This is a genomic window from Bacillota bacterium (genome assembly GCA_013314855.1).
In the GTDB taxonomy this organism is placed as follows: Bacteria; Bacillota; Clostridia; order Acetivibrionales; family DUMC01; genus Ch48.
Genome location: JABUEW010000010.1, coordinates 30,600 through 55,662, shown reverse-complemented (window position 1 = coordinate 55,662; position 25,063 = coordinate 30,600). Strand labels below are relative to the sequence as shown.

The following is a 25,063-nucleotide window of genomic DNA, read 5'->3' as shown; positions in this document are numbered from 1 at the left end:
AAAAAATTTTTAAAGAGACGAAAAAATAAAAAAAGTACGCAAATTTTATAACAGCAAGGAATCCTGCAAAGCCTTTCATATCAAGACTTTACAGGATTTTTATTTCTTCCAAGTGTCAAACTTGGGATTATATAACATGAGAAATAATAAAACAATAATAAGTGTGAGATCTCAGAGCTGACTTCTTCATTCTCTATCATTCTCTGTTTTCTGCCAGTGTAACATAATATTGCCTGAAGGAATATTATATATAAGAAATAGTGTTTTACATAAAACACTATAAAGTTTAAAGGAGGATGTAAACTATGAGCCCTTTCTATTGGTGTCCATTCATGCCTAAAGGTACTATCGGGATGAATATTTATCAGCAGCAAGACCAAATAGTGCCCGGTCAAATGATTCCGGGTCAAATGCCACCAGGACAATTGCCGCCAGGCAGCGTGTATCCGGGCTTCATGCAACCGGTACCCCAGTTATATCAAGGTCAAGGGATTCATATGCCCCCAGGAATGGGTATGTTCGGTCCTTATGATACGGATAATATGCTTGATATGTACGATATTGATGAAATGGATGAAATGGAGGATATGGATATAAAAGGTATAACTACCGACCCTCCTCCAGTATTAAGTAACAACCCGGCTGTAACTACAGTAGTACTTTTTAAGGAATTGACGGGGTATCCTAACTACGGTAATCCAAGCGGTAACGCAGATATTTTATATACAGGGAACAGAGGTGTATGGACTTTTGAAATACCCGCATTTTTATTTGTACCGGGAGCTTTAAGAGCACAACTTGCTATTCGCGCTGTTTTGGATGATCACTCCAATGTACCTGTAGATAGATATTCCGCAAGAATAACAGTAAACGGTACCGTAGTCCATACAGGACGTTTACCTCTTGAACATGGAAGGCCTGCAGGCGGGAAATTCACAAACTGGAGTCTTTTAACCTTTAATGTACCCAATATAAGAAGAATCAACAGGGTTGTAATTGTTAATACTTCCAACACCGGCCCGGATGACTGGATTGGATTAGACTGGATGGAAATGAGGTTAAGCCCTGCAAGGTGAGTTGCAGGGCTAAGGTACTTCAATTATAGGTATACTTACTGTTACAGTAGTACCTTCCCCGGGAATACTGTCAATAGTTAGTCCATAGTCATTTCCGAAATAAAGATTTATACGTTTCTGCACGTTATATATTCCTATGCTCTTTCCTGTATTATCACCCAGGTTATTCCTGATTTGGGCAAGTTGCTCACTGTTTATGCCAATGCCGTTATCAGTAACTTTGAAAATTATTAAATCAGCTGATCTGAAAATATATATTTTTATCAATCCACCTGTATCCCTATCCTGTAGTCCATGATATATAGAATTTTCAATCAATGGTTGAAGGATAAGTTTTGGGCACAAACAATTCACAACAGTATCTTCAACAAACCAGAAACATTCCAGCTTACTTTGATACCTTACTTTTTGAATATCCACATAGGCTTTTGCGTAATTAACTTCTTCTATTATTGGAATGAATATTTTATCTCTACTAATTCCTAGTCTGAAAAGGTCTCCTAATGCAGTAATCATTACATCTACTTTATCTTTTTCTCCCCTCTTATTCATCCATTTTATAGATTCCAGTGTATTATATAGAAAGTGGGGATTAATTTGTGCTTGAAGTGCAATTATTTCTGCATCCTTCTTTTCTTTTTCAAGTTCAATTAACCTACGGACGCGTCTTGCCATAATATTAAAGGTTTCAGCCAAATCCTTGATTTCGTTAATGTAAATATTTCTACTGAAATTTATTTCCGTATCACCCTCACCTAATCTGATCAGGTCGTTATTAATCTTGTTTATTGCCTTTGTAAAAAAATAGGAAAAAAAGTATGATATTATAAATGCTGAAAGAAAGGCAACAAGTATAGTATAAATGTTAGCTAGCAAAATTCTCTGATTATTGGTTGATACATAATCATAAGGTATTTTACTAACAAGCACCCAGGGTAATTTTTTGCATTTAGCATATATAGTAAGAATTGGTTTCCCATTTTCATATTCAATATTGCTCCAGTTTTTCGTTGTTTGATCATATATGTTAAAAGGAACCTGTTTTCCTATCATTGATTTATACTTATGTGTGATAATGGTCCCTAAACTGTCAATAATATATATACTAAAATCTTTCTCATTAATATCAAAATCCTTATAGAGACTCTCTATAGTAGATTCATTATACACCAAAAATAAAAATCCCAGAGTTTTAAGGTTATACCTGCTATCGTTGACTATACCCTTTACTCTCCTGGCAAGTCCCAAAATGTTTAAGTTATTACTGTCGCTCCTATAGTTTACCCAGAATGGTTCACCATAAGTTTTCATTAGTTTTTCATATAATTCTGGCTCCATACTTTCTCCCGTTCTATAAATAGTAGAAAAAATAGTTTTCCCTTTACTATCATAAATTATAGTTTCGAAGAGATTATTAACTATAGCTGCCTTTTCAGAGAGCACATCATTTAGCTTATTTATATACAACTCATTATCATAATCTAAAGACGCTGTTTTAGCTATGAGATATTCTTGTATGTTTTTATCAAACATAATGGTAGTAGATACTCTTTCGTTTCTTTCTATGAATGCATCAATATTTTCAACAGTTTGATTCATTGTTATATAAAGTGACTCCTGAACCTTATCTTTAATAATTCCGGATGATATGCTATAAGTTACAATTGAATACAATAAAACAGGTATAAAAACGATGAACAAAAAATAAAGCATAGCATTTACCATAAGGTTGCTTCCAGCACTTTTAATGCTTACAAATTCTATTTTCTCTTCTACCTTATATCTCGAAGCTACTTCTATTAATTCATATATAGGTTTTGTTATGCGGAACGAAAAATACTTTGAAAGGATAAAACTTACAACAAGACTTATAAGAATAGCCATTAAAGAATAATTTCTAACCTGTCTGACAGGCCGGAACATTTGGGATATATTACTAAATGTCAGTATTGTCCAATTATTTATATCAGATTTAATATAAGAAATATTATAGCGGTCTTTATCGCACGCAAAAACTATAGTACCTTTATTATGTTTTATTAGTTTTTTGATATTATGGTAATATTTGGTTAAAAAAATATCGCCCGACCAGATAAGATGGTCCATATCCAGATCGCATATCATCGTCTTTGAATTAAAAGATAACATATCAAACCAGTTGCTTTGCATAACAATAATCAAATAGCCAATTTCTATATTGTCTCTATATACAATACTACCAAAACAGGGTGAATTAAAGGAACCTAAAAATTCATCCCTGTATCCCGGCTCAATAAGAATAACAGAATCCTTTGATTTTAATGTATTTGAATATAAATTAGACTTAATAATATTATTATACGTAATAACAGGAATATCCTTCCTTTCTGCTTGAACTGTATTTGAAACATGCCCATCTTTAAAATAAAATTCAACTGAATTAATACCTCTATAATACATATTGGAATTATCAAATGAGCTTTTTATTGCTTCATAAAGGTTTATCTTAAGCATATAATCATTTCCGGCTTGTATGTATTTTTTTAAAAGATCAACCAAGGATTTGTTTTTAGACATGTTTACCGTATATCTTTTCATCTCATTTACTGCAGCAGTAAGACTATTATTAATTTGCTTCAGATTTGTATATTCAATTGATTGAAGTTTATCAAACAAAATACTAGTAGTTGTACTATAACAAATATAGCTAATAAAGGAAAGGAAAATAAAGACTATTCCTGACGATAATATCACAAGTAACGTTCTAATTTTAAGTTTTTTATATCTATTTCTAATAGTATTAAAAAAAAACATATAACCTCCCCTGTATTATTAGGGTGTTATTTTAAAAGACTTCTGAACCTTTGAGGGTTTATCCCGGTTATCTTCTTAAATATACGGCTAAAATATCTAAAATCATCATAACCAACCATATTAGCAATTTCATATACCTTAAGGCTTTTATTCCCTAGTAATTCCTTTGCTTTTTCTATTCTCATAATTGTGATGTATTCTGTATAATTCAAACCTGTTTTCTGCTTAAAGTAAACACTAAAATAAGCAGGATTCATATATACAATATTTGACAACAATTCAAGTGTTATTCTTTCATTATAATGTTTATTCATATATTCTTTTACTTTTTGTATAAGCGGATCAGCTCCATTGCTATTATTCTTTTCATCTATAATATCATCAGGAATATTATCCTGTTTATCTTCAGATATTCCTTCCTTTTTAATTAAAGATATTGTATTTGCTTTCTTCCTGAGGATTTCAAGTTCTCTAATGCTACTATTTATATGATCAAGTTCTTTTTTCAGCTTGCAGAAAACTTCTTTTATTTCATCTTCCTTTGTAGGTTTTAGAAGATAAGAGAACACTCCATACTCTATACTTTGCTTTGCATATTCAAATTTATCGTAACCACTAAGTATTACTATTTTGATTTTAGGATTTATACTATTAACTCTGGACATGAATTCTATTCCGTTCATCAATGGCATTTTTATATCCAACAGTATTGCATCAGGAGCAAGCCTGGTTATTAAATCAAAAGCAACTTTTCCATTTTCAGCTTCACCTATTACCTCAAAGCCGATTTCCTCCCACTTAATCTCATTTCTTAATCCCCATCTTATAATTTCTTCATCTTCGACAATTAACAGTTTATACAATACAACCCCCCCTTCACAATTGACTTCTATTCATTAAGTATTCTCACATGGCTAAACCTTCTTCATAAACTACAGAATAATCACATATACTATATACTATATACTATTATAAATCAAATTATAAATGTATGGAATTACTTATGTCAATTCTTAAGGGAGTACAAGAGCATGGAAACAACTCATAATATAATACTTACAATGCATTAACTGCAATTTATAATAAACTACAGTTAATGCATTGTATCTAAAACATTGGTTATAATTACTTGTCAAGCCTCGGAGCCTTTTGTGCTTCTTCAGTTAATATTTTTCCTCCAAAATCCATCCATTTCTTGACATAATTATCCCATTCACTATTTACGTCAACTTTTCCTGTAATTGCATTGAAATAAAATTCTTTTACAAGCTTATCCATTTCTGCCGTGTTAACTTTATCTTTATTAAGGGTAATCAAACGTCCTGAATCCACAATACTTCTCATTAATGGATGATTTATAGTAGACATAACTAAATTAATTGCATCCTTCGATAAAAATGTTTTAACTACATCCATTGTCAGATACGAGCCTGTTCTAAACATTTTTATACCATGCTCTGCTTCCACTATTCCTTTTCTTATTACACACTGGTCTCCAACCACATCATAATGCTCTCCTTCTATTCCTGCAAATGTAAGCTTGAAAAGATTAATGTCTGTATTTAAAGCTTCACCAATTTGCATTGCCCTTATTACTTTTTCCTCAGAAGCTTTTACACTATACATCATACCCCAACTACCTACTACACCATAACTGATTGCTCCTGATTTGCCCTGAGGTCCTTTGGGTGGATCAAGAAAAACAAATTCTGCTTGCGGATTTTTTTCTTTTATCATTGCTGGTGGTAATGTGGGGTAAAATCCTGTATCAAAATAAGTAGGATGCCCCTCATACATTCCAAGCATTCCACTTGCTACTTTATTCATATAATCAGCATTGGTATTAGTGATAAATTCATAATCTATTACTCCATTTTTGTACCAATTGCTTAGAGTTCTCAAGGCCTCTTTATAGCCATTTGCTACAGCTCCAAATACAACCTTCCCGTCCTCTTCAACCCAATACTGAGGATGTACCCCATATCCGCCAAAAATGGTTTGAAACTGCCAGAATAGGGGGTTTGGATGCATTCCTGCTCCGCCTAGCCCATAAGTATTATTTTTACCATCTTTATCCGGATCATTGAATGTGAAAGCTTTTGCCAAATCATAAATCTCATCTATAGTCTTTGGTAGTGCTGTTATTCCTAAATTATTCATCCAGTCCTTTCTTGCTGCAAGCACCAATTTTGCCGCACCATTTGCTGCAATTTGTGGCACAGCAAAAAGTTTTCCATCCTCATAACTGGTAAATGATTCCCATGCTGCTTTTCCGCCAAGCTCATCAATTACCTTGTATGTTGTGGGCATATATTGTTTAATCATATCTTTTGAAATAGCTCTAACTATACCATCTGAATATAGCTTCCTACTATCCCACCTAACTATAACATCAGGAATGGTTCCCGACGCGATGGTAGCATAGAATTTTTCATTATCCATAGAGTTTATTGGCACAACTTTCAGGTCGACATTAAACTTATCCTCAAGCTCTTTTTCAACCTTGCTGCCTTCTTTGTATGCACTGGCATCATAAGCTATAAGCCAGGTTATTTCCAACCTTTTTTCAAATCCGGTTGTTTCTTCTTTATCCTGAGCAGCCGGTTCCCCTGTCTTTGCTGTAGCATTAGAAGTCCCCCCCTCCTTTCCATCTTTTGTACTTTTTACTACACACCCTGACAAAATTACAGTACTAATAATTATTATTGTTAGAATTAAGGAAAAAATCTTTAGCTTTTTTTTCATTAAAATCAACCTCCTAGTATTTTTTATTTTTAGGTGTTATGAATAACACCAGTTGCAACAAATTCAATTAGTTTTAATCTTTCAAAATAATTACAATAATAAAACCTGCTTTTGTTATTCATAGCGTGCCACCAATTGAGATTTCAATCCATTCAACACTAAAAAAGCGTTTAATTGAAGCTATTTCAACAATACTAGCTTCAGGAAACTTATTGTGAGTTTCTACTTTAAAGGAGTATGTTCTACATGCAGGTTTTGGCTGAGGCAAGTCAACAAGTCCTTCAAATTCACATAGTACTCCGTTTAAATATACCAAAAAATCCGAGGCTTCAAGTTTATCTTCAGAATTTGCTCCTATTATCAGAGTCACTTTTGAATCTCTATTGATAGGACCTGTAGCTATACGGGCATCTGCAAACTCTGGCTTAACCGCAGAGTTAATAGGATGACAAATAATTGGTAGTATGTTTCCCACTCTCACACCAGGTGCAGTTATATCATGGTATGTTACAATGTGGCGTCGAGGAAGATTCATGGCAATTTTTAGTTCACCTATAGTTGTTAATAACTCTTTGTAGTATTTTGGATCAACAGCTGAACCTGCCATTCGCGGATCAAAACTTTCCGCAACAGGTAAATCCATATAATTAAACAAATATATCCTGTCTGCCCCCATGCTAAGATAAGCAACTGCACTCCCCCGGGCAGTTTCTACCGAATTAAACATCCATCGCTTTGGCTGGGTACAGGTAGCCTCAATAAGAATTTCCAACCCTGCACCAAGCATAACACCAGTGCCGTCGAGAATACGTTTCCACAGGTCAATGGGCATATCATTATCTGTAGTTGCCCAACGTGCTGTTGGAACTATAACATCGACAAGCTTTTCTTTTGCCCAGGTTACAACATCTATGCCGAAGCGCAAAGCTAACTCAGGACTCTGAGGAACACGAACACCTATTTTTATCTTATGTTTCTTTTGTTTTTCAGCATAATCTAATATTTCTCGTATCTTTCGCATAAATTCAGTAAGTATTTTAGTACCTTCCCATTCGCTTCCGATTTTAAGGCAGAATACTTCGCGCATCCAATCCAGTTCTAGTCCGTCAAAATCATATCTTTCCGTAACTTCATAAATTAAAGAAAGATAGTGCTCACGTACTTCAGGAAAAGTATAATCAAGAGCGTTATCATAATAACTTGCATTAGGACGGTACGCAGCCCTTCTCATATGCTTATTCCTGCTAAAAAATGAAGAATGCAGGAAATGTTCTTCATCATCATTGTTATGAATATCATTCATTCGAATTGAAAGCCATGGTGATATGCCTTTCTCCCGTAAGCGATCAATCCATATTTTATACATATCAATACCCTGATTAATAAAAATATCGTAAGAAGTTGCTACAACATTTCCGGATTCACCCGGATCCTTACCTATTTTTTTTAACTTTATATATTTATCGATTACATTCTCCCAGGTTTTGGCTGGAAACCATGCAAGCATAGCATTAACATTCATTATGAATTCTTTTACATTAGTATTTGCATATTGATCAATAAATTCATGAAGTTCATTAATACCAACTTTTACTCCTGCTTTATGCCTTGAGTATACAAAATGATTACAGTCTTCATTTAGCATAATACCACCCATTATAAGCCTTCCCCCATTTCCCTTTATGAAAGTTTTTTATCCTCATTTTTTAACAGTTCTTTAAATTATTTAAATTATTATAATTACTGCATTGTAATTAGTGTAAATATGGCTTTCAATATACCTATCCTTTTAATGAGCCAATCATAATACCCTTTACAAAATACTTCTGAAGTAAAGGGTATGCAAAAAGTATCGGCGTTATTGTTATATACATAAATGCGGCTTTAAGAGAATCCGGTGTAAAGTCATTAATGTTCTGCCCCGATGCCTGTAAAAATTTTGTTACTTCAAGGTTGTCATATTGTATTAATATTTTTCTTAAGAATATTTGAAGTACCTGTTTTTTATTAGTATTAATATATATCATGGCATCAAACCATGCATTCCAATGGCCTACAATTGTCCACAATGCAACAGTTGCCAAAATTGGCTTACACACAGGAACAATGATTTTAAATAATATATATATATGATTAGCACCGTCCATTGAAGCTGATTCTTCCAGGCTTTTGTCAATTGACTGCATATAGTTCCTGATAATCACCATGTTAAATACATTAAACATTCCAGGTATAATAAGCGCCCACCTGGAATCTATAAGATGAAGCCATTTCATAAGTATATAGCTTGGTATCAACCCCCCGCTAAAGAACATTGTAAATAAGAAAAAAAATGTAATTGTATTTCTACAGGGTAAATCCTTTTTAGAGAGAGCAAATGCTGCGCTTACCGTTACCAAAAGAAAAAGTAATGTACCAAAAAATGTCCTGAAAATTGTATTAAAATAACCTATAGCTATGTCACTTCCTAGAAATACAGCCTTATACGCTGCAAAAGTTAACTCTTTTGGAAATAGATTAAATCCTACTTTAGTAGCTTCAGCAGGAGTAGAAAATGACTTCATCAGCATGTCCCAAAATGGATATATTATGCTGAAAGCAAAAATAAACATAAACATATAGTTAATTATATCAAACAGATTGAATTTTATCCTTCTTGTACTATTATACATAATTACCACCTTACCATACTCCATATTCGGATATTCTTTTTGTTATAAAATTAGTTCCTATTACAAGAAAAAAACCTATGACATTTTTAAAAAGACCTACAGCAGTAGCAAATCCATAGTCACTTTCTATCAGCCCTCTCCTGTATATATACGTATCAATTATATCTGCAACACGATATACAAGGGGTGTATAGAGATTAAATATCTGGTCAAATCCTGCATTAAGAATATTACCAATACTTAATATCAGAAGAACTGTTATAACCGGATACATCATTGGTACTGTAATATGGAAAGCTTGTTGGAACCTGTTTGCGCCATCAATTATCGCTGCTTCATACATCTCAATGTCAATATTTGCTATTGATGCCAAATATATTATACTACCCCATCCCACACTCTGCCAGATTCCGCTAATAATTAGCACTGTCCTGAACCACAAAGGGTCTGCAAGAAAATAAATCGACTTTCCTCCCAGTAATTGTATCAAGTAGTTTACAATACCACGCTGTGGAGAAAGTACTTCTCTCAGTATACCTCCTATAACTACCCATGACATAAAATGTGGCAAATATGAAATTGTCTGAATAATCTTTTTATATTTATTATGCATGATTTCATTAAGCATAAGGGCTAAAATAATAGGAGCCGGAAATCCAAATATCAGTCTATATAAGCTTATGATAATTGTATTTCTTAAAATTTCAAAAAAGCTTGGAGAAGTGAACATGGTCTGAAAGTGAGTAAATCCAGCCCAATCACTTCCCAGTATTCCCTTTATCATTTTATAGTCCTTGAAAGCAATAATAATTCCATACATTGGGACGTAATGGAATATAAACGTCAAAATAAGTGCCGGTGTCAACAAAAGAAAGAGATACTTGTACTTATTAAATTTTTTAAAACTATTTACACTTTTTACAGACCCCATATTTAGCAACACCTCATTCTATTAATTAATTTATCACAAATTACTTAAAGTAGGTGGTGCTTCTTTTTAGACAAAGTTGGATTTTTTTTAGAAAAATAGCTTATATCAAGAAAAATGTTTTAACCAATTTCAACCATTGCCTAATTATTTCATCCAAGTAATACTTAAAGTCTTTCCTTGCCACGTCATTCCATACTTTTAGTTTAGACTCGGCTAAAACTTTTCCATCCAGCATAAACTTTATATACCCCGCATCCATTCCACCAAAAATTGGAGCATTCAAGCTCTCAGGAAGTAATACCTTCTTTTCCAATCTTTCTAGCTCATCCTTTGTTAACGGATATATTATTTTATCTACTGTCCCTATGGGCACATTTTCATCCAAGCCTTTAACTACAGGCAATTGTCCAATAATTTCTCCCGGTTCAAGCAAAGTATACCTTATATAATTGTTAAAAGCATAGTCCAGTATTTTCTTACTGCTCTGTGCTCGTGTGTATCTACTGGAACAATTAAGTACTACGGAAATTATTCTCCAACCTTCTCTTGTGGCAGATGTTACAAGGCATCTTCCTGCCTTTCCGGTATAACCTGTCTTGACTCCATCAGCTCCCGGGTACAAGTCCAGCATTTCATTGGTATTATGTAGATTTCTTTTTGGTATCACAGCCTCTTTTGTCGCAACAATTTTTGAAAAAACGGGATTCGCGAGGGCATATTTGGCTATTAGCGCAAGGTCGTAGGCAGTAGAGTAGTGGCCTTCCATATCAAGCCCGTGGGGTGACTTAAAATTTGTGTTTCTTGCTCCAATTAGCTTTGCCTTTCTGTTCATCATTTCCAGAAAATTTTCCAGAGTACCTCCTATATGTTCTGCAATAGCTATGGCAGCATCATTTCCCGAACTGAGCATAAGTCCGTATAATAAATCCCTCAACTTTAGCTTTTCACCGGGTTGCAAACCAATATCAGAACCCCATATCTCGCTTGCCTGTTTACTTACTGTAACCTCATCATCCAAATTGCCCATTTCTATGGCGATAATTCCTGTCATTATTTTAGTGGTACTGGCAATAGGAAGCTTTGCATAAGCATTTTTTTCAAACAGCACCCTTCCTGTTTCCATATCCATAACTATTGCAGCAGCGGCATTTATTATAGGAACTTGTCCTGTAGATACACTGCAATCATCTATATTAAAAAGGTCTAAATCGATTGCCTCTTCCGGATAATCGTCTGCCCAAGCTTTTTCCAACGGAATGGCAATAATTATTAAAATAATAAACGGCAAAAGTATTCGTCGCATATTCATCACACCTATACACCTATGTATTTATATGTAACAACAGTTCTTGAATATAACTGCATAACAAATTAAATTATTAAAAAGTATTATAAAAAAATTGAGGCTGTCTTTCTTTTAAAACAGCCTCAGTCCTTCCTCGTTACAGTTTACTTTTGGGAGAAACCTCCGTATCTGCACTCATCCTCAGCTTTGCACCTCGCATTGTTTATACTGCATGTTCCTTTTTCTGACTTTATTCCGGGTGAAATCTCCCTTCCGGATTCCATCCTGCTTGACTGCCTGAAATTTATACAATCTTTACACTTCATAGTTATCCTCCATTAGCGTAATATCTTTTACTTTACATAGTAAAAGTTTGTTGAATCCTGCCCATTTCCTGCTGTGCCTGGGATATTTGCTGTTGACTTGCGCTTTGCACCTGGTACCAGCCTTTTTGTGTCATAAAATCAAATATCTGCTTTTGATGTTTGAAAGTCTTGTTTAGTATATTCGTCACATCATTTCTCAGGTTCTGGTTTACACTTTCAAGGACTAAATTAGTTAAAGATGTTGCACTAAGTTTATGCTGGTCCAATAGTACATTTACAATTTCCTTATCAGTTATACTTCTCATTATTCCCACCTCCAATTATTGCATTGTTGCTGAATTAATGTGTTTCATCAGCATCTGTATATCATTCTGGTGATCTTTGGCCATTTGCTGGCACATACTTTTTACTTGAGGGTCAGAAGCAATTTCTGCACACCCTTCCATAAACTTAACAGTATTTTCTGTCATCTTTATATTGTCCTGGATTAATAGTAGCTCTTTTGTAGTTAACGTCATAAACATCCTCCTTTTACTTATTTTGTTTTCGTAAATTATAATCTGCAAATTTTCTCATATTATACATAAAGCATAAAAAAGTATAAAAGTTTAAAAATGAATAAGAAATGTATAATACGGGATAATAAAATAGACCGTATGTTTTAATTTGTTTGATTTGAAAGGATGGCTATGCATGCTTATTGTTTTTATAAGGACTTTAATACTATATTTTCTTGTTGTTGTAGTAATGAGGATTATGGGAAAAAGACAAATAGGGCAGCTTCAGCCTTTTGAACTTGTAGTTGCAATTATGATATCGGAACTGGCGGCAGTTCCCATGCAAGATACGGCAATACCTCTTATTAACGGTATTATCCCTATATTAACACTTTTAATAGCTCAAATGTTATTGTCATTTATTTCTATGTTAAATGTATGGGCTAGGGGAGTAATATGTGGTACTCCAAGTATATTAATAGAAAACGGAAAAATTAATGAACAAAATCTTAGAAAAGAAATGTATACATTAAATGATCTTTTAGAGCAGTTAAGGAGTTCAAACATTTATAACATATCGGATGTTGAATTTGCAATACTTGAGACAAATGGACAGCTGAGCATAATACCAAAATCCCAAAAAAGGCCGGTTAATGCAGAAGACTTAAATATTTCTACCAAATATGAGGGTTTACCCCTCGATTTGATTATTGATGGAAGAGTAATGATAAAAAATCTCCAAAAAGCAAACCTGAATACAGAGTGGTTAAAAAATGAATTAAGGAATTTCGGAATTGATAATTTAAATAATGTCTTATTTGCAAGCCTCGATACCAACGGCAATTTGTATTATCAAGAAAAAAGCAAATAAAGAATATGGGAGGTTTTACAGCTTTATGAAACATTTCTTAAAAGTTATTCTTATTATATCACTATTATTACTAGTAATTATTTCTTCAGGTATTTTTACAAACCATATGCTTGGCAAAAATTCAAAGCTATTGGAAGAACATATTATCCGGATGGAAAATCATGTTAAGGATAGCAGTTGGCAGAAGGCAGAGGAGGAATTGGAATATATTAGACAATATTGGTCCAAGGTACAGGGTAACTGGGCTATGCTGCAAAGCCATTTTGAAATAGATAATATTGATAGTGCATTAGTAAGGGCATCAGAGTTTCTAAAAGCAAAAGAACTTTCATTAACGCTGGCAGAAGCAGCCCTTTTAAAGCAATATATAAAACATATACCGGAAAAAATGGCTTTTAATTTGGAAAATATACTATAAATGCGCTAAATAGGAGTATAGGAGGGTAACCCTTTACCGCAAGGCACTTTCCCGAGAGGCCTTTTGCCGGAGCGGTTCATACATCAACAAACCTGCTGCCACTGAAGCATTAAGAGATTCAGCTCTTCCCGGCATGGGTATCCTAATTAGTACATCAGCCATTGACTCAGATTCCATGCTAATGCCGTTGGCCTCATTACCTATGATTATTGCCATATCTTTAGTCATATCAACCTCATAATAGTATTTATTTCCTTTTAAATGGGTAGCATATATTCTTATGCCATTGGTCTTTATTTCTTTTAATGTTTCTGTTAAGTTAAGGGATAAATGGATAGGTATATGAAATATAGAACCCATAGTTGAACGTAACACTTTAGGGTTATATGGATCAACACAATCTTTTGAAGCAATAACACCTCTAAAACCTGCTGCATCAGCAGTTCTAATAATTGTCCCCATATTTCCGGGATCTTGTATTGTATCGAGAACAACAAAGCATTTAGTGCTTTTTTTAACACTTCCTTCAATGATATTTTCTCCAATAATATCTTTTAAACCATAAGAGTTCATTTTAACAACAGCAAGTATACCCTGGGGGGTTTGTGTATCAGAAATATCATTAAAAAGGCTTTCTCGAACTACAAATATATCATATCCCCTGTAATTGGCAGCTGATAGTAATTTTGCTATCTTTTCATCCTTTTCTACTTTCTCACATATGATTATTTCTTCTATTTCGGCTCCCGATATTAATGCTTCTTCAACAATTCTCACCCCTTCTATGAAAAATAATCCCTTTGCTTCTCTATGTTTTCTGAGTTTCAAAGACTTTATTTCTTTAATCAGGGGATTATTACTGCTAGATATGAATTTCATTTTTTCATCCTTTCTGCATACAATTGAAATACCCCCGTATTTAACACATTTAAACCGGGGGTATTCGGATTTACCATACTTGTCCACTACATCCTCATTAATATCATCCAACTTAAGTTTTCCTAATTTATAACGGTTTTAACCTGATTTACCAACTGGGAAAAGGCTTCAAAATCATTTACAGCCATGTCTGCCAAAACCTTTCTATTAAGGTTTATTCCAGCTTTCTTTAATCCATTCATAAACCTGCTGTAATTCATCCCGTTCATACGAGCTGCAGCATTTATTCTAGTTATCCAAAGCTTTCTAAAATCTCTTTTTTTTGCGCGCCTGTCTCTATACGCATAGAAAAGAGACTTCATTACAGCCTGGTTAGCTATTCTATAGAGTTTGCTTTTCCCGCCAAAATACCCCTTTGCAAGTTTAAGCACTTTTTTATGCCTGGCCCGGGTCCTTACTCCACCTTTTACTCTCGCCATAGTATATACCCTCCTTACTTATATGGAATCAATGCCTTAACTGTCGAATAATTTGCATTAGAAACTAAAGTACCTTTTCTTAGGTTCCTTTTCCTCTTAGCGGTTTTCTTTGTTAGAATATGTCTTTTATAGGCCTTGGCCCTCTTTATCCTTCCTTTTCCTGTTAAATTGAACCGTTTCTTAGAAGAACTATGTGTCTTAATTTTAGGCATCTTCTTATTCTCCTCCTTAAAATAACTTTATTTCGGGTTCAGTATCATAACCATATTTTTACCTTCAAGTCTCGGTTTTTTCTCAACCACTCCTACATCTTTAACAGCTTCTGCAAACCTTTCCAACATTTCTTGCCCTATTGAGGTGTAATTTATTTCCCTACCTCTGAACCTTACAATAACTTTAACCTTATCTCCATCCTGAAGAAACCTCATGGCATTCTTTGCTTTAAAGTTAAAGTCATTCTCCTCAATTGTAGGGTTCATACGTACTTCCTTGACATTGATAACTTTCTGATTTTTCCTGGCCTCTTTTTCTTTTTTGGAAAGCTCAAACATATATTTACCGTAATCCATTATTCTACAAACCGGTGGATTAGCCTTCGGGGCAATCTTAACTAAATCCAAATTCCTCGAATTTGCTATCTTCTGTGCTTCTTTCGCAGACATAATACCTATCATTGTCCCATCAACGTCAATTAGCCGTACTTCTTTGTCCCTTATTTCCTCATTTACCATTAATTGATCTTTTATAATAACCAGACACCTCCATCAAGTTTTCCAGGCAAGAAGCATTGAACCTCCATCACCTGTTAATATTTTCCTGTTTAATTATCCCCTCAAATTTAATATAACAATTACTTTATATAGTAATTAATTAATAATAATTAAAGTGGATTGAAGAACTCAATCCACTTTTTCCTAAAAGGTCCTACCTTTTATAACTCCTTAACATAACACAGTTAACCTAACCTGGCCCGCTGTATCATAGTTATTAACCTTGACAAACGCACTGTTCGCAAGGTGAGAAGTGGTTGACTTCTTCTTTATTTTGCTTTTTTATGATAGCACAAGTTCATTAAGTTGTCAATTTAGAGTTTGCAAATTTATAATATTTTTTTATTAATTTCATTTGTAATTTTCTCTATAAACTTATCTACAGCCATAGGACCTAAGTCGCCTTCTTTCCTCGACCTTACAGCAACTTCACCCTTTTCCATTTCCTTATCCCCTATAACCAGCATATAAGGTACCTTTTCAAGTTGCGCTTCCCTTATTTTGTATCCGATTTTCTCATTCCTTGAATCCATCTCAACCCTTAAACGTTTTTGTTGCAATATTTTCATTACTTCAGCCGCATACTCGTAATGTTTATCTATAAGGGGCAATATTTTAACCTGGACTGGAGCAAGCCATACAGGAAAAGCTCCTGCGAAATGCTCAGTCAGTATTGCAATAAACCTCTCTATGCTTCCAAAGACAACCCTGTGGATCATTACAGGTCTGTGTTTTTCGCCGTCAGGCCCTATATATGTTAAATCAAACCTTTCGGGCATCTGAAAATCAAGTTGTATAGTCCCGCATTGCCAGGTACGTCCTATGGAATCCTCGAGATGAAAGTCTATTTTGGGGCCGTAAAACGCACCATCCCCCTCATTAATTTTATACTTCATGCCAATAGATTCCATTGCATCCTTTAATGCATTGGTTGCCATTTCCCATTGTTCCTCTGAACCCATGGAATTCTCAGGCCTGGTAGAAAGCTCTACATGGTATTTAAAACCAAACACCCTGTAAAAATCGTCAATAAGGTTAATTACCCCTTGAACTTCATCTTTGACATGCTCGGGTGTCATAAATATATGGGCATCATCCTGAGTAAAACATCTAACTCTCATTAACCCATGAAGCACCCCGGAAAGCTCATGCCTGTGGACAAGTCCCATCTCTGCCATCCTTTGGGGCAAATCCCTGTAAGAATGCAGCCTTCTTTTATAAACCAACATTCCACCTGGGCAGTTCATTGGCTTTATTGCATAGTTTTCATCATCTATTTTAGTAAAGTACATATTTTCTTTATAATGGTCCCAATGGCCTGAACGATGCCACAAATCTTCATTGAGAATAATGGGTGTCCTTATTTCCTGGTACCCTCTCTTTCTATGTTCTTCACGCCAGTAGTCTTCAAGTACATTTCTCAAGACCATACCTTTGGGAAGAAAGAAAGGAAATCCGGGGCCTTCCTCCATAATATCAAAAAGGTCAAGTTCTCTTCCCAACTTCCTGTGGTCTCTCTTTTTGGCTTCTTCAAGCCTGAAAAGGTATTCATCCAACTGGCTTTTTTTCGGGAAGGAAGTACCGTATATTCTCTGCAACATTTTATTTTTTTCATTTCCTCTCCAATAGGCACCTGCAACGGATAAAAGCTTGAAAGCTTTTATTTTCCCTGTAGAAGGCACATGAGGGCCGGCACACAAATCTATAAATTCACCCTGCTTATAAAAAGATATTTCTTCTCCTTCCGGTAAATCCTTTATTAATTCAACTTTATACGGCTCACCTTTTTCCTCCATAAATTTAATTGCCTCATCCTTTGGAAGGGTAAATCTTTCAATAGTGAAATCTTCCTTGATAATTTTCTTCATTTCCTCTTCTATTTTTTCCAGGTCCTCAACAGAAAATGGCTTTTCCGTATCGAAATCATAGTAAAAACCTGTGTCAATCGAAGGACCTATTGCCAGTTTAACATCAGGATAAAGTCTTTTTACAGCCTGGGCCATTATGTGGGAAGTAGTATGCCTGTATGCTTCCCTCCCCCCTTCATCTTCAAAAGTAAGGATGTTCAATTTGCAGTCTTTTTGAAGAGAATAACTTAAATCCCGCACAACCCCGTCAACTTCACAGACCATGGCTACCCGGGCAAGCCCTATACTGATGCTTTCAGTAACTTCCTTAATAGTAATGCCTTTGTTAAATTCCATAACACTTCCATCTTTAAGAGTAACTTTTATCATATAACTCACCTTCCTGGTACAATATTTTTACTTACTCACCGTTCTCATTAAAAAGGCTCTCATCCCTCTACAAGGGACGAGAGCCTTCTCCCGTGGTTCCACCCTACTTTGAACTCATTATGATTATATAGGAATCACCTTTCCAGCTCAGAGGTGGTCTTCAACTGCTTTTCCCTAAAGGTGCTTCCAGCAACTACACCTTCTCTCTTGAGGGAATAGGGCAGCCTACTCTTCTCGTCACTGCCGGATTAATAAATATCTACATTTAATTATAGCTGTATGTATTGTGTGTGTCAATATCTTAAGATGATATGGACATCCCTTTTACAGCGGCGGGACCGCACAGGATTCTCACCTGTTTCCCCTATCAAGCCGATATTTTGCGGCACTTGCAATCTCATTATTCAGTTTATATAAGTAATTTTTAACAATATTAAGTACTTTTTTTATATACTATCTTACATTATAAACTAATTCTATAAATTATTTCAGATATTTTGTAGTTTTTTTATATTATGCTCATTTGCTTTTCCTTATAGCAGCTTTTCAATAAAATAAATTCCTAAACTATAGAAAAGTTATACTCTATTTGGTATAATAATTTTGTTGATTGAATTTTGAGAGAGGGGGAATCCTACATGCCGTTATTTGATAACCTTAGCAAAAAGGTCAGTGAAGCAGCCCAGGCTGCCGCAAAAAAATCTACTGAACTTGTTGAAATCACAAAATTAAACATGAACATCAGCTCAGAAGAAGATAAGATCAAAAAACTATACATAAAAATCGGTGAAAGTATTTACGCAAAATTTTGCTCTGGCCTCCAAATAGACCCGGATTTTATCAATGACTGCGAAGAAATAAAGTCTCATCTAGAAGCAATAAAGGGTTTAAAGGCCAAAATTATGGAAATCAAAAATATTAAACTGTGCACATCATGTGGAACAGAAATTGACAGAAATGTAATGTTCTGTCCCAAATGCGGTGCAAAACAGGAACAAGGAGCACAAGCTGCTGGAGGGCAAGGTAGCAGTTCCGTCAGCACTTTTTGCACAAAATGCGGCGCATCTGTTGTGCCAGGTGCAGCATTTTGCCCAAGCTGTGGTAATAAGTTAAATTAGTTTTTTAGTTTTATTAATTAGCTCTAATAAGGCGGATGTACAGTACATCCGCCTTTTTTCCTTGTAATATTTTATAATCAATAAAATTCACTTCGCCCATAGGTTTGGAACATCGCAGTAAATTTTATTGTTCACAAGGGAACCCTACAGTTCCATGCAAAAACTTATTTAAACTTGTTGTTTTATATTTTAACTGCGTTACTAAATACATGTTTCATCTTTTGCACCAGTTGGCTGTATGTATAAGGTTGGTGGTTAACTATGGCAGTTTCATCTTTTGTTTTTTCCAGCTCAAAAAAATGGTTGGAAATGCTTGTAGGAGCTATGAAAAACCGCGACAGCACAATTATACCATCTCCGGTTAAGCGCTTTATTTCAAATCCCGCACCCATAAGCCATGTCCTGTAAAACTCCATTCCCATATTTCTCCCTGCTTCCCCAAAGCCAATACTTTCAGCTCCTGTTTCCTTATCAACAACTGTTACTAAAAAATTACGGTTCCATGCTTCAATGAAATTATCAGGACTATTGTTTAATCTATATTCTCCAATACCCGGAACCAGAAAAACAAAAGCCGGGAGCAGCCATCTAATATCCATACTTCTTAACGCCTTATGGACAGTTTCCGTAAACTCTTGGGATGAAATTGATAAAACACGGGTAAATTCATAATTCAATAGGTTTTTATATGTAGCTCGCCTAAAGGCATCAATGGTATGAAATAACGTCATTAGCCCGTCCAGTGTTATTGTTGGGGGGATATAATTTACAGTTACTTGTTCATTTTTACAAGCAAAATTGCTACACCACCAATCAAAAAAAGCATCAGCCGGCTCATAACTTTGTAAGCTTAAGTTTTCTTCGCTTATTTCCAATAAGGAAACCAACATATCGCCGGAAAACTTACGGTAACAAAGCTGCATCTGCTCAAATGCCACACTTCCCCCTCCTATACGGCTGGTAACAAGCACTACAGGGAATGCAATAATTTCAAACATTTTTTTTATGTGGGGTTGATTAATAAGGTTCTGCGTATAATTAGACAGTGTGGCCGCTCCTTGTCCTAAATTATTAATTATATTGTTTAGCGGCGATAAAGGGTTTATATTCAGCCCCAATTGCCTTAATATTAAACTGATCTCATTTTTGTTAATTATTACCGGCTCACCAATACTCATAATTATTCTACCCCTCCTTCTCTAATTTCTTTTAATAATTGGTCTACTTCTTCTTCTGACATATGGAATGCGATGTTTTCGTCCTCATCCTCTTCTTCCGCATATTCGATGCTTCCATCAATGATAATTTGGGGAAGTCTTTTATTACATTCTAAATTTAAGTATGGACAATTCTCCCAATCAGCCCTGAGTGTTAAAGAGTAATCTCCCGGCTTAATCCAAAACAACTTTCCAGCCATAATCCATGGTTTTAAATCATAATCATACTGAAACCAAAGGATAGGCGAATTTAAAAACCTGTCTATACCTTCATCATCAACAATGCGGTAGTAGTTGCTACCCCAGTCGTTAGTCCGCTCTTCGGGAATTTCAGCTCCTACTGCATAGTATACTATCGGGTAGCCGGTATGCTTCCCTATTTTCAAGCTCGAAATAACAGCTCTGACATTATCTTGAGATAACAAGCTTGGAATTATAAAGGGAACTTCCGGACCTGGCTTAACTAAAAAGGGGGACTTTTCAATCTCACCCTCCAATTTCATTGCACCATCTATGCATAAAAATGTCTCTATCCTTTCCTCCTGGTTTCGTAAAGGCCTGTCATATTCCCACCAAGGCCCGTCAATGCCCCCTGTATCAATACTTATATTCAAAATCTGTCCTGTAAAAGGCGATCTTGAAATATTTACGTATGGCAAGTGCTTTAGATATTCTTTTTCCCAGGCATCTATTTCGTTTAAAAGTATTTCTAACCTGTCGTCTTGTTTATTTATTTCCTCTGCTTCTTCATCCGAAAAAAACTCCCGGTTTATCAATACTCTTTCATACTCAGTTCTCAATTTAAAATACTTCTGCAAAAATTCTTTTCTACTGATGTTATTATAATTAAAATAATCTTCTCCCATCTTTTAACCTCCTTTCAAACCAAACTTAGATTTTCCCTGTTAAAACGCTATGGGTGGGCGGACCTCCTGGCTTAAAACCTAAAACTCCCTCTCCACCCTCTGCAGCCTCTTTTACCATACCCTCAAAAGCTTTTTTGTTAAAATCCGAGCGGCTGGTCCATTCGGTAAGCGCTCCATGTTCTACCGATGCCCCTTCTTTCTGCAATTCACGGATAATTTTATCGTGTTTTGCATACGAAACAGGTTTACCTGTAGCATCCCTTATATCAAATATATCAATATCACCTGCATAAGGTTTTCCTGTTTTAACATCCTTAACAATACCATTTTCAATTTTAATGAGAGGTTTACCATTTTTGTCAACTAATGACTTGGCTTTTTTTGTAAATTGTTTAAACTCTTCCATTCTTTGTTCATAACGCTTATAAAGTTTAGTAACTTCTTCAGGCCTCATCTTATTTATTACTTCTTTTGGCGGCCATTTGGGCTTAAAACAACCTACCAACCCTTCATTCTCTTTTGCAGCCCCAAGCAAAGTATCCAATTTATTTATTGTTTTATTCTTAATAATCATAGGTTTTGGAAGCGCCGCGCCGCTTTCAATAAATTTTCTGGACGCAGGGTTTCCATATCTCACGTAAATTTGGACTCCTTCTTTTTCAGCAACTTTTTGTATTGTTTTTGTGGCATTTTTAGGCATCCAAGTAGTATTGCCCGCTCCCTTGGATATGTACTGGCTCTTTGCTCCCGGCATCGTTCTCGTATACCTTCTTGGATCTTTTGTAAAGTTAATTATATCATCAGCTAAATTTTTAAATGTCTGCTTAAGCCCCTGTTCCATTATCTTCTTTCCAGCACTTGCAGCCATCTGTGCGCCGGTTAATGTAGTATATAATTTTGCTACTCCAATTCCTACTTGGCTAATTCTGTCAATTAATGATCTATTCGGATCAATAGAATTGCTAAAATTATTGATGCCAAGAGCATCTTTTGCAAATTCCCATGCTTTTTTCGGATCGGTTAAAGTTGTATAAATTCCATCAGCTATGTTTTTACCTATATTCCATACAGTTTCAGCACTATTTTTAAAAGTGTCAACTATTATCCTGGGATCATTATAGATTTCATTCGCAATCTGCCAGGTTTCGTTTAAAGCATCTTGCACTGTTTGCTTAAAGCCTTCCCAATATTTCCCAGGGTTATTATAAATATCATATGCCAATTCCTTGGTTTTATCCCAAGTATTTCCTGTAAATTCCTTAATCTGGGTTGCTGCTTCCGCAAAATCCTGTTTTATGTTCTTCCAGGTCTGGCTCAATATTTCCGGATCTGTAAGGTCCCTTACAAATTCCTTGGTAGTCTGGTATGCTGAAGATACGGTACTTTTTACATAATCTGCACCTTCCTTTATCTTACCCCCTACATAGCTTGCGCCTTCCTTAATCTTACTTCCTACATAAATTGCTCCGTCAACCACTTTTCCACCTGCATATTTAACTCCGCTCCATGTTGCTTCTGCTGCACTTGTTACAGCATTTTTTGCGCTTGTAAAAATGCTTCCTAATAGCGAACCGGCACTTCCTAACAAACCCGGTTTAACGCCTAATTGTTTTATTTCATTAGCTCCCGGGCTGTTATTCCAGCTCTGCCATGTGCCTCCTGCTTCCTGTAGACCTCCATCATCGGCCAAAACTTCTCTGCCTAAAAAGTGCAGTATAAAACATGTTAAGGTAAAGAAAAATATTGCTGCTGCGGTTTTCGGGGCCATTTTACCCCTAAGTATAAGAAACGCCAACACAAAGCAAATAACTGAAACTAAAATTGGTATTAAAGGCTGTTTTCTTATTACGCCAAGCAAAACAAAACCGAGAAACAATCCTAAAATAATCATCGACAGAGCGTACGGGTTTAATTGAGATGGTTCTTCCTTTTTCCGAAAAACTCTCTGCAGATCATTCCACAAAAAAGTTAGAAAAATATGAGGAAAAGTATTATATTGGCTGGAGAAAGTCATTAAGAACCCAAAAGCTAAAGTAAACATAAGATATTTATTTCGCGAATAAGACGAAAAAAATGTTAGTAACATCGATAATCCCATTGCTAGAAAGAATACGGCAGACGCTGTTTTTTTTGACCCTTGAATACATTTAATAATATAACCGGGTATACCTATCATTTCTAAAAAAAACACTTTAAATCCCTGGTCAATTATCCTTTGTATAATTGTAGAAAGAAAATAAAAAAAGAACAAGCAAAGCGCCGAAAAGGCCGCCTGATTGTTCCCCAGGTTTAAAAGCCAATACCAAGGGCTTGACTCAGGTAGTTCTATTCTCCATCCTTCATTTTTAACCGCTATGACATAAATATTCAAGAAATAAACCAATAAAAACGATAAGATGGAAAAAATTATAAGCCGTACGATCATTTTAGGGAAATTCTTAATCATGCTTTTCAAAATAAACCAAATTAACTGTAATGTATTCTGTGGAGCCTTCATCATCTTTGGATTTTTATCGCTGCCGGTTTTCAAAGTTTCCTCCATTAGCCACTTCACCCCCCTATAAACACTAAATTTTATAAAACCTCATAGTAAAATTATACTTTTTCTCTTGTTAAATAGCAATATACCAATAATAATAATAAGTTTTTAATAATTTTAATAAGCCTAATCTAAAACTTCATTAAATCCTGCTAATTCCTTTTGAAGCCATTCAGCCGGGATATAAGTAATCCCTCTTCGGCATGCTAACCACAAGTTGCCTTCAGTGTCAGGACATATATCTTTTACTTCATTATCTGAAAGCCCATTTTTATCCGTTAATAAGTATATTCTTCTCTCTTCTCTGTTAAATATGGCAATTCCATCATATTCGGAACAAAACCATCCATTGCCATATACATCAAAATATATATGCCTTACTTTGTCTCCAGCCAGGCCATCTTCCAGTTTCAACGCCCCAGATAGAATATATTCCTTGCCCGTATAGGAAAATACATTTGCACCACCACTGGTATATACCCCTGACCCAACCCAAACTTTCCCATCACCGTCTTCAGTTATACTGGTTATATAATTTTGTAAAAGACCACTTAAAATATCAAATGTCTTTATTCTATCATTTTTAATATTAGTTATTCCTCCTCCTTTAGCAGTATAACTACCAAACCATAAAAAGCCCCTGCTGTCGCAAAACATCACATTAACCATATCGTGCAAAAGGCCATCTGCTGTGGTTATTAGTTTAATATCCCCTGCTTTGGTATAGTTATCCGAATTGATTCCCGTTTTTATGCTATTTTTTATACTATTTACCATACCAGGACCAATCCGCCAAGCTCCATTATATGTACCGCAATAAATATTGCCATCTTTATCTTCCATGAAGGAAGTCACTTGCCCTATTTTTTTATCATTTAACATAGTAATATGGACTACCTCGTTTTCAATCATAATAGAAATACCATCTTGATGTCCTATCCACCATAGCCCCCTGGAGTCCTTCATTATTGAGCGTACCATCTCATATTTCCTTTTATTATTAAGCATAATTGAAAAACCGTTTTCTTCTTTATTTTTTTTAAATAGTCCTTCTGTTCCCCCTGCCAGTACAATATTTTCATCTGCCAAAATACAAGAGAACTCATTCTGTTTCTCAAAGTGATACCATCCTTCGGGCAGCACATTAATAGTTGACTCGTCCGGATTTTCAATCTTTTCACATCCTGACATTATGTACATAAATAACACACAAATAATTGTTCTAATTAATATTAATAGTATTAATGTACAAAACTTGTTTTTGTTACTATTTAAGTAAGTTTGTACATAATTTTTTTCATAGTTTTTTCTCACATATTTCATAGTGCTATCCATTATTCTTAA

General features: G+C 35.0%; 22 protein-coding genes, 1 pseudogene, 1 riboswitch and 1 other annotated feature. Of the genes and pseudogenes, 4 read left to right on the top strand and 19 right to left on the bottom strand.

The genetic code is table 11. The features are described 5' to 3' along the window. Positions 1-614: 614 nt before the first annotated feature. A pseudogene (locus HPY74_02975) lies at positions 615-1,076 on the top strand (hypothetical protein). 9 nt (positions 1,077-1,085) lie between these two features. On the opposite strand, the gene HPY74_02970 reads toward HPY74_02975, so the two are convergent. The 10 genes from HPY74_02970 to HPY74_02925 form a co-directional block, all read right to left on the bottom strand. Next, positions 1,086-3,869 carry a sensor histidine kinase gene (locus tag HPY74_02970; GenBank protein NSW89640.1) on the bottom strand — a complete coding sequence of 928 codons (2,784 nt, stop codon included), beginning with the start codon at positions 3,867-3,869 and terminating at the stop codon, positions 1,086-1,088. 26 nt (positions 3,870-3,895) lie between these two features. Next, positions 3,896-4,732 carry a response regulator gene (locus HPY74_02965; GenBank protein NSW89639.1) on the bottom strand — a complete coding sequence of 279 codons (837 nt, stop codon included), beginning with the start codon at positions 4,730-4,732 and terminating at the stop codon, positions 3,896-3,898. 262 nt (positions 4,733-4,994) lie between these two features. Further along, on the bottom strand, positions 4,995-6,614 hold the full coding sequence (locus HPY74_02960; GenBank protein NSW89638.1) for a hypothetical protein: 1,620 nt from the start codon (positions 6,612-6,614) through the stop codon (positions 4,995-4,997). A 118-nt stretch (positions 6,615-6,732) separates the two neighbouring features. Next, positions 6,733-8,271 carry a hypothetical protein gene (locus HPY74_02955; GenBank protein NSW89637.1) on the bottom strand — a complete coding sequence of 513 codons (1,539 nt, stop codon included), beginning with the start codon at positions 8,269-8,271 and terminating at the stop codon, positions 6,733-6,735. Positions 8,272-8,395: 124 nt separating this feature from the next. Continuing rightward, on the bottom strand, positions 8,396-9,286 hold the full coding sequence (locus tag HPY74_02950; GenBank protein ID NSW89636.1) for a carbohydrate ABC transporter permease: 891 nt from the start codon (positions 9,284-9,286) through the stop codon (positions 8,396-8,398). Positions 9,287-9,296: 10 nt separating this feature from the next. Continuing rightward, positions 9,297-10,217 (bottom strand): sugar ABC transporter permease, encoded by a 921-nt coding sequence (locus HPY74_02945; GenBank protein NSW89635.1) that lies wholly within the window; start codon positions 10,215-10,217, stop codon positions 9,297-9,299. 100 nt (positions 10,218-10,317) lie between these two features. Then, positions 10,318-11,526 carry a D-alanyl-D-alanine carboxypeptidase gene (locus tag HPY74_02940; GenBank protein NSW89634.1) on the bottom strand — a complete coding sequence of 403 codons (1,209 nt, stop codon included), beginning with the start codon at positions 11,524-11,526 and terminating at the stop codon, positions 10,318-10,320. Between the two features lie 140 nt (positions 11,527-11,666). Next, positions 11,667-11,828, bottom strand: coding sequence for a hypothetical protein (locus HPY74_02935; GenBank protein ID NSW89633.1), 162 nt, complete (start codon positions 11,826-11,828; stop codon positions 11,667-11,669). Between the two features lie 32 nt (positions 11,829-11,860). Beyond that, positions 11,861-12,133 carry a spore coat protein gene (locus HPY74_02930; GenBank protein ID NSW89632.1) on the bottom strand — a complete coding sequence of 91 codons (273 nt, stop codon included), beginning with the start codon at positions 12,131-12,133 and terminating at the stop codon, positions 11,861-11,863. 15 nt (positions 12,134-12,148) lie between these two features. Beyond that, the gene (locus tag HPY74_02925) at positions 12,149-12,346 is read right to left on the bottom strand and encodes a hypothetical protein (GenBank protein NSW89631.1); all 198 of its coding nucleotides are present in this window, start codon (positions 12,344-12,346) and stop codon (positions 12,149-12,151) included. A gap of 175 nt (positions 12,347-12,521) precedes the next feature. Here HPY74_02925 and HPY74_02920 point away from each other — a divergent pair, with 175 nt between their 5' ends. Together HPY74_02920 and HPY74_02915 are read left to right on the top strand one after the other, a co-directional pair. Further along, positions 12,522-13,196 carry a DUF421 domain-containing protein gene (locus HPY74_02920; GenBank protein NSW89630.1) on the top strand — a complete coding sequence of 225 codons (675 nt, stop codon included), beginning with the start codon at positions 12,522-12,524 and terminating at the stop codon, positions 13,194-13,196. 25 nt (positions 13,197-13,221) lie between these two features. Then, entirely contained in the window at positions 13,222-13,614 is a 393-nt protein-coding gene (locus HPY74_02915) for a DUF4363 family protein (GenBank protein NSW89629.1), read from the top strand. Between the two features lie 33 nt (positions 13,615-13,647). Here the strand turns inward: HPY74_02915 and rlmB are convergent, their stop codons facing one another. The 5 genes from rlmB to thrS all read right to left on the bottom strand — a co-directional run bounded on the left by rlmB (position 13,648) and on the right by thrS (position 17,979). Continuing rightward, positions 13,648-14,493, bottom strand: coding sequence for a 23S rRNA (guanosine(2251)-2'-O)-methyltransferase RlmB (rlmB, locus tag HPY74_02910; GenBank protein NSW89628.1), 846 nt, complete (start codon positions 14,491-14,493; stop codon positions 13,648-13,650). A gap of 122 nt (positions 14,494-14,615) precedes the next feature. Continuing rightward, positions 14,616-14,972: a 50S ribosomal protein L20 gene (gene rplT, locus HPY74_02905; protein NSW89627.1), complete on the bottom strand. Its 357-nt coding sequence runs from the start codon at positions 14,970-14,972 to the stop codon at positions 14,616-14,618. 14 nt (positions 14,973-14,986) lie between these two features. After that, entirely contained in the window at positions 14,987-15,184 is a 198-nt protein-coding gene (gene rpmI, locus HPY74_02900; GenBank protein NSW89626.1) for a 50S ribosomal protein L35, read from the bottom strand. Positions 15,185-15,211: 27 nt separating this feature from the next. After that, complete coding sequence (locus tag HPY74_02895; protein ID NSW89625.1) at positions 15,212-15,703, bottom strand: translation initiation factor IF-3; 492 nt, start codon at positions 15,701-15,703, stop codon at positions 15,212-15,214. Positions 15,704-15,843: 140 nt separating this feature from the next. Next, positions 15,844-16,018: a sequence feature (ribosomal protein L20 leader region), on the bottom strand. A 53-nt stretch (positions 16,019-16,071) separates the two neighbouring features. After that, on the bottom strand, positions 16,072-17,979 hold the full coding sequence (gene thrS / locus HPY74_02890) for a threonine--tRNA ligase (GenBank protein NSW89624.1): 1,908 nt from the start codon (positions 17,977-17,979) through the stop codon (positions 16,072-16,074). A 174-nt stretch (positions 17,980-18,153) separates the two neighbouring features. Beyond that, a riboswitch (cobalamin riboswitch) is annotated at positions 18,154-18,387 on the bottom strand. A 230-nt stretch (positions 18,388-18,617) separates the two neighbouring features. On the opposite strand from thrS, the gene HPY74_02885 reads away from it, so the two are divergent. Further along, entirely contained in the window at positions 18,618-19,097 is a 480-nt protein-coding gene (locus tag HPY74_02885) for a zinc-ribbon domain-containing protein (GenBank protein ID NSW89623.1), read from the top strand. A gap of 182 nt (positions 19,098-19,279) precedes the next feature. On the opposite strand, the gene HPY74_02880 is transcribed toward HPY74_02885, so the two are convergent. From HPY74_02880 to HPY74_02865, 4 genes are all read right to left on the bottom strand, one after another. Next, positions 19,280-20,275 (bottom strand): hypothetical protein, encoded by a 996-nt coding sequence (locus HPY74_02880; GenBank protein NSW89622.1) that lies wholly within the window; start codon positions 20,273-20,275, stop codon positions 19,280-19,282. Between the two features lie 2 nt (positions 20,276-20,277). Continuing rightward, entirely contained in the window at positions 20,278-21,180 is a 903-nt protein-coding gene (locus HPY74_02875) for a hypothetical protein (GenBank protein ID NSW89621.1), read from the bottom strand. 25 nt (positions 21,181-21,205) lie between these two features. After that, positions 21,206-23,722, bottom strand: coding sequence for a hypothetical protein (locus HPY74_02870; GenBank protein NSW89620.1), 2,517 nt, complete (start codon positions 23,720-23,722; stop codon positions 21,206-21,208). 123 nt (positions 23,723-23,845) lie between these two features. Continuing rightward, the gene (locus HPY74_02865) at positions 23,846-25,054 is read right to left on the bottom strand and encodes a hypothetical protein (protein NSW89619.1); all 1,209 of its coding nucleotides are present in this window, start codon (positions 25,052-25,054) and stop codon (positions 23,846-23,848) included. Between the last annotated feature and the right edge of the window lie 9 nt (positions 25,055-25,063).